Here is a 6,243-nt window from a genome sequence, read left to right on the forward strand (position 1 = left end):
ACCATGCAAATCCCTCGTCAGTCGACCAGTCCAGCTGCTGCCCAATCCTTCCGGTCATCTATCGTTTCCGCCGTGATGCTCGCCGGCGCCCTCTGCGCAGCGACCTCCGCTGCCGCGGCGCCTATCCTCGGCCCGGACCTGGCCACCTTCGCCGTGCTGGGCGCATCGGGCGTCACCAATGTGCCGACCAGCGTCATCGGTGGCAATCTCGGCTCAGCGCCGAATGGCTCGACTGGCGGCGGCTATGTCTTTTCCTCCGGGTCGAATCAATCAAACACGCTGTTGGCCCAGCAAGCTCAACTTGACGTGGATGCCGCCATCCTGAGCCTGTCGGCGTTCGGCGTCGGCACCACCATCGAAGGCGACCTCGACGCGTGGCAGGCTGCGCATGGCGGCGTCATCACGCCAGGGACCTACACGGTTTCGGCGGCCATGACAAACCTGATGGGCACCCTGTTCCTCGACGGCGGCGGCGCCAGCAATGCGGTCTGGGTCTTCCAGTTCCCGAGCACACTGATCACCTCGACCACGTCGAACGTCGTGGTTCAGAACGTTGGCTCGGGCGACAATGTGGGCCTGTATTGGAATGTCCATAGCGCGGCCACCCTGAACGGCGCCATGTTCGCCGGCAACGTGCTTGCCCAAAGCCTGATCAGCGGCGACGGCAATCTGACCATCGGCTGCGGACGGCTGCTGTCGGCCAACGGCGCCGTGATGCTGAACCAGGACAGTATCTCGATGACCGGCTGCCTGAACAGAAGCGGCGGATTCGACCAGGGCGTCGCACTCGGCAGCGGCGAGATTGGCGGACCGAGCGAGAACACGGTTCCTGAGCCGGGTTCGCTTGCACTGTTCGGCCTGGGAATCATTGCATTTGGCGCAGTGCGCCGTCGCCGCGCCTGACCCAACAGACGTGCGTCCCAGTACGGACAGACAACCCCGTGGCCGGCACTTGGCGAAATTAGCAACGCCGCCCCGGTCGCGCTTGCGAAGGGCTTGCTTCAATACAAATAAGTAGTATATTTACTCTATGGTTGCGTTACTGGACCGTGGGGCGCCCGGCAAGGCTGTCAATCAATCGATCACGGTTCCCTCTTGGGGCAAGACATGACAACGCACGACCATTCCCCGCGGGACTTGATTGCGCGCGAACTGGCGCGCGATCCCGATGCCATCGTCAACACGAGTATCGAACTGCTCGAACTGCTCGCCGACGAGCTGATCGAATGCATCGGCGAACAAGGCTTCGAGATTTTGCTGTTCCGCACTATCCAGCACGTCAACCTCGACTTCACCTGGCTGATGTTCGATCCACGCTCGCGTCCGGCCGATCCGGAATTCAACGCGCTGCGCCGCTGTTTCGAGGCCGAAGATCTGGCCGAAGCCGGCGCCGCAAGCCTGATGCTCTTCAACACGCTGATCGACAGCCTGTTACTGCTGATTGGCAAGCATCTGACGATGTCGACCCTGCATGCGGCGCTGAGCCGCGCCGAAGCGCACAACAATTAAACGGAGCACCAAGATGGACGATCGCGTTGGAATCGGCCGGCTCAGCACGGGCGTTCCGGGCCTGGACGAACTGATGGGTTCCGGGGTGCCGGAACTGTCGTTCAACCTGATCGCCGGCAACGCCGGCAGCGGCAAGACGACGCTGGCGCACCAGATGCTGTTCGGCATGGCCAGTCCCGCCTGCCGCGCCCTGTTCTTTACCGTGGTGGGCGAACCGCCCCTGAAGATGCTGCGCTACCAGCAGCAGTATGCGTTCTTCGATTTCGACAAGCTCGACACGTCAGTCAAATTCGTCAACCTGGCCGCCGACATCGTCGACGGCGATTTCGACCGCGTCATCGCGCGCATCATCGACGAAGTCCAGGATTTCTCGCCAAGCCTGGTATTTGTCGATTCGTTTCACTCGATCATGCGCTCGGTACCGTCCGATGGCGAAAACGCCGCTGCCTTGCAGTCCTTTGTCCAGCAACTCGGCATGCAAATGATCAGCTGGCAGGCGACCACGTTCCTGATCGCCGAGTTCGCGGTTCCCGAGGACGAGTACGGTTCACTGTTCACGGTCGCGGACGGCATCATCTGGCTGTCGCAGCGGCCGCGCGGCAACACCATGGCGCGTCAGATCCAGGTCATGAAGATGCGCAACGCCGCGCACGACCTCGGCGCGCGCAGCTTCCGCATCGACAGCGCCGGCGTCACGGTGTTCCCGATGACGTCGCCAGAGGGCGCCGGTGCGCCGCGGCCCGGCTCGACCGCCGTGCGCCTGGCGAGCGGCGTGCAGGGGCTCGATGCGATGCTCGGCGGCGGCGTGCCGCAGGGCTATGCGTTGCTGCTGGCGGGGCCGTCCGGCGTGGGCAAGTCGGTACTGGCGTCACAGTTTCTGGTCGAGGGCGCGCGCGCCGGCGGCAACGGCATCCTCGCCACCTTCGACACCGATTACGACCCACGCCTGCAACAGCTCGTCTTGGATGGCAACATCGGCGTTTGCCATCCCGGCTTGCAGGACGTGTCGATCGACGAATTCCTGCATGACCTGGTCACGCTGATCGGCGAAAAAAAGGCGATTCGCGTCGTCATTGACTCCCTGCCCGAATTCGAGCTGGCGCTGGCCGATGACTTTCGCCAGGCGCTGCGCCGCATGGTAAAGGTGCTCAAAGCCGTCGGCGTCACCGTCATGATGACAACCGAGACCGAGGACGGCACCGCCAGCTTCCTCGCTGACGCCATCGTCACCCAGCGTCACGTTGAACTGGCGGGCCAGCGCCGCCGTGCCATTGCCGTGCTCAAGGTACGCGGCAGCAGCCACAGCCACGAGATGCGCTACTACGACATCGTCGATGGCCGCATCGATATCGGCGAAGCGCTGGGGTGACTACGACGACGGCCCGGTGTCGTCGTCGAAGCATGCGATCAACTCTTTGAGCAACGCGTCGTTGAATGCCGGCAGGTCGTCGGGCTTGCGGCTGGTAATGAGCCGGCCGTCGACCACGACTTCGTCGTCGGTCCACTCGGCGCCGGCGTTGCGCAGGTCTTGCTGCAGGCTGGGCCAGCTGGTCATGTGTTTCGACATCGCCACGCCGGCGTCGATCAGCGTCCACGGACCGTGGCAGATCGCCGCCATCGGTTTGTCGGACTCGGCGAATTCGCGAATGAAGGCAATCGATTCCGGACTGAGCCGCAGCAAGTCGGGATTGGCCACGCCGCCAGGCAGCACCAGCGCGTCGTAATCGCCGATCTTGGCGTCGTTGACGTTTTTCTCGACAGTAAACTTGTCGCCCGGCGTCAAGTGATTGAACCCCTGGATGGCCTCGCCTGCATTTTTTGGCGACAGCAAGATGACCCGCGCGCCGTATTTCTCAAGAAATTCGCGCGGCGACGTGTACTCGACCTGCTCGACTCCGTCAGTCATCAGCACCGCTATGCTTTTGCCCTTCAGGGGCTGTTCAGTGATCCGATCGTCTTCCATTGCCGCTCCCGGTTTTCGTCTTTCACGATTCAATCATAGTGTGTTTGGATAGCCTGCGGCGCCCGCGTGCCACGAGCACCCGGCAACCAAATGGACAAAATGGACGATGTTAGCTGCGCAGAAACACCTCAAGACGACAAAAAAAATCAGCTCATCGGTGCGCACAACGCCTGGCAAAAAGCCTAGAATATTATGCAGGGTAGGTGCGGACGGCGTCCGCCTCTTTGCAAGCGACCCACCCCCCATTGAAAGCTGACAATGGCGGTAAAGCGATTAATCTGCATCTCGACCAAAGGCGCAAGCGCGGTGCGCGAAACATGCGGACCCCTTAGCGGCTGGGATGTGTGCGTCATTTCGAGCTTGCATGAAGCGAACCGTGTGCTACAAACGCAGCGTTACCTGGTCGGGTTGCTATTGGATTGTATCGATACTGCGACGGCTGCAGAGTCGGACCAATTCTTGCGCCGCCACTGTAACGTTCAATGGGTTGGCGTCATCGAGCGCAGCGAGCTCGATGCTCGCGAGTCGCGCGCGCTGGTGGTGGACCACTTGTGCGATTTCCATACGTTGCCGCTTGACCACGCTCGCTTGCATCACACCCTTGGCCACGCACACGGATGGGCGATGCTGCGCGAGCGCCCGCTGGATCAGTCCAGCGCCAGCGGTTTTCAATCGATCCAGGGCGACTCGGCGGCCATCAACGCCTTGCGTGCGCAGATACGCAAGGTTGCCCCGGTCAATGCGCCCGTGTTGATCTGGGGTGAAAGTGGCAGCGGCAAGGAACTGGCCGCACACGCCATCCACACCAATTCGCTGCGTGCCGGTGGTCCGTTTGTGCCCATCAATTGCGGCGCCCTGCCCTCGGGCCTGATTCAGTCAGAGCTGTTCGGCTACGAGCGCGGCTCATTTACCGGCGCTGCCAAGGAAAAAGCGGGCCTGATTGAATCAGCCGCCGGCGGTACCATCTTCCTCGATGAAATCGGCGACCTGCCGAAGGATATCCAGTCGAATCTGCTGCGATTCCTGCAGGAACGCACCATCACGCGCATCGGCGCCACGCGCGAAATCGCCGTCGACGCACGCGTCATCGCGGCATCGCACGTAAACCTGAAAAGCGCGGTGGCGCAGGGCCAGTTCCGCGAAGACTTGTACTACCGCCTGAACGTCTTGCCGATCGAGGTCCCCCCGCTGCGCGAACGCAAGGCCGATCTGCCGTTGCTGGCCGAGCACGTCTTCCGTACATACTCGGCCGAAAAAGGCGCGCATGTGAAAGGATTCAGCAGCAAGGCGATGCGCGCGATGGAGCAGCATGACTGGCCGGGCAACGTGCGTGAGCTGATCAATTGCATCCGGCGCGCGATGGTGCTCGCCGATGGGCGGCTCATCACGCCTGCCGACCTCAACCTTGCCGGCGAAACGTCCGTTTTCCACGGCGACGCGCTGGGGGAGTCGCGCGTACGCGCCGAACGTGACGCCATTTGCGTCAGCCTGGCAAACGCCGGCAAGAACGTCACCCATGCAGCTAAACACTTGGGCGTGTCGCGCATGACCCTGTATCGGCTCATCGCCAAATACAACATCAGCGTCTGACCGCGCGCGCGCCTCAAGCTGTAACCAGTTGTAACACCATCGATACACTTTTCCCTTCGGTCGGCATCCATTCACCCCAGAACCGAGGAATATGCTGGACGAGTAGCCGAACCGCGCGCGATTTGCCGCACACTGTAACGGCCGTGTGACACTTTTTTGACTCCTCTTTTGTCAACCGGCAACCGAAGCGTTAGGCGAACACGAGCGTAATAGTTTTCGCGCGAAAGATCAATCACTTGCGAACGAAACGCATGCTTGGCATCGTTGTTGCTATCCCTCCCTTGTCCGGCATAAACATGCCGGTCGCAATCTTTCTTAAAGAATTCTCAACCGGAGGGGATATTCATGAAACGGACTACCATTGCAGCGGCGCTTTTGATGGCCTTCAGTATTACGGCACAAGCACAGTCGAGCGACCCAGAGAACAGGGTGCGCCGGGTTGCTGGCGATAACACGCAGACCGCCACGACGACGGTGTCGTCGACCGACAACAACTCGTCGCAGGATGATTCCAGCGGACAGAACAACAGTAGCGGGAACGCCCGCGCTACTGCAGCAGGATCCGCAGCGGCCAACAACGGCAGCACCGCCACGGCCAATTTCTCCGATTCATTCAACGCCAACACGGCGACAGCGACGAGCACGCTGAATGGTTCGGTCGGCGGCAACAACGTCACAAATATCGGTAACGTCGCCACCAACTCGGGCAACGCCAACGGCGGCGCCGGCAACGGCGCCAGAGGTGGTGTCGGCACCGGCGGCAGCGCCGAAGGGGCACGCGGCGGTGACGGCGCCCGCGCCAGCGGCGCCAACGCATCGTCCGGATCTGAAGGCGGCGACGCCACATCGGGCGCCGCGTCGAACGGCACCGTGCGGGTTGGCGCCGCGAATGGCGGCGACGGCGGCAGCGGCGGCGCGGCGCGCGATGCAACCAGCGGCAGGGTTGGCGCCGGTGGCGCCGGCGGCGATGGCGGCGCAGGGGGCTTGGCGCGCGGCACCGGTGGTGACGGCGGCAACGCCAATGCCAACGGCGGCGCAGGCGGCGCCAGTGGGACGACCAGCGGCGACGGCGGCCTTGCGCGCGGCACCGGCGGCGACGGTGGCGACGCCAGCGGCACCGGCGGCGCCGGCGCGCGCGGTGCCCGCGCCGGCGATGCCGCCGGCGGTGCCGGCGGCGTTGC

5 protein-coding genes and 1 pseudogene are annotated in these 6,243 nt (G+C 62.9%); 5 read left to right on the plus strand and 1 reads right to left on the minus strand.

Annotated features, from left to right (window positions below):
* Positions 1 to 3 precede the first annotated feature (3 nt).
* The 3 genes from CR105_RS25955 (at position 4) to CR105_RS25965 (ending at position 2,878) form a co-directional block, all read left to right on the plus strand.
* Positions 4 to 903, plus strand: a complete 900-nt coding sequence (locus CR105_RS25955) for an ice-binding family protein (protein ID WP_099793678.1) — start codon at positions 4 to 6, stop codon at positions 901 to 903.
* A 204-nt stretch (positions 904 to 1,107) separates the two neighbouring features.
* The gene (locus CR105_RS25960; RefSeq protein ID WP_131021859.1) at positions 1,108 to 1,509 is read left to right on the plus strand and encodes a hypothetical protein; all 402 of its coding nucleotides are present in this window, start codon (positions 1,108 to 1,110) and stop codon (positions 1,507 to 1,509) included.
* A 13-nt stretch (positions 1,510 to 1,522) separates the two neighbouring features.
* Positions 1,523 to 2,878, plus strand: coding sequence for an ATPase domain-containing protein (locus CR105_RS25965; protein ID WP_099793682.1), 1,356 nt, complete (start codon positions 1,523 to 1,525; stop codon positions 2,876 to 2,878).
* Here the strand turns inward: CR105_RS25965 and CR105_RS25970 are convergent, their stop codons facing one another.
* Complete coding sequence (locus tag CR105_RS25970; RefSeq protein WP_099793684.1) at positions 2,879 to 3,472, minus strand: type 1 glutamine amidotransferase domain-containing protein; 594 nt, start codon at positions 3,470 to 3,472, stop codon at positions 2,879 to 2,881. It abuts the gene before it with no gap.
* 258 nt (positions 3,473 to 3,730) lie between these two features.
* Here CR105_RS25970 and CR105_RS25975 point away from each other — a divergent pair, with 258 nt between their 5' ends.
* Together CR105_RS25975 and CR105_RS25980 are read left to right on the plus strand one after the other, a co-directional pair.
* A complete protein-coding gene (locus CR105_RS25975; protein ID WP_099793686.1) occupies positions 3,731 to 5,062 on the plus strand; it encodes a sigma-54 dependent transcriptional regulator in 1,332 nt (443 codons plus the stop codon).
* Between the two features lie 345 nt (positions 5,063 to 5,407).
* Positions 5,408 to 6,243, plus strand: a pseudogene (locus CR105_RS25980) (hypothetical protein); the annotation flags it as partial.

Origin of the sequence: Massilia eurypsychrophila (assembly GCF_002760655.1) — a bacterium.
Lineage (GTDB): Bacteria > Pseudomonadota > Gammaproteobacteria > Burkholderiales > Burkholderiaceae_D > JAFCUW01.

What these genes read in the sequence shown, in the direction of transcription:
- CR105_RS25965 (WP_099793682.1), top strand. Translation starts at nt 1,523, where the DNA reads ATGGACGATCGCGTTGGAATCGGCCGGCTCAGCACGGGCGTTCCGGGC.
- CR105_RS25970 (WP_099793684.1), bottom strand. Translation starts at nt 3,472, where the DNA reads ATGGAAGACGATCGGATCACTGAACAGCCCCTGAAGGGCAAAAGCATA.
- CR105_RS25955 (WP_099793678.1), top strand. Translation starts at nt 4, where the DNA reads ATGCAAATCCCTCGTCAGTCGACCAGTCCAGCTGCTGCCCAATCCTTC.
- CR105_RS25960 (WP_131021859.1), top strand. Translation starts at nt 1,108, where the DNA reads ATGACAACGCACGACCATTCCCCGCGGGACTTGATTGCGCGCGAACTG.
- CR105_RS25975 (WP_099793686.1), top strand. Translation starts at nt 3,731, where the DNA reads ATGGCGGTAAAGCGATTAATCTGCATCTCGACCAAAGGCGCAAGCGCG.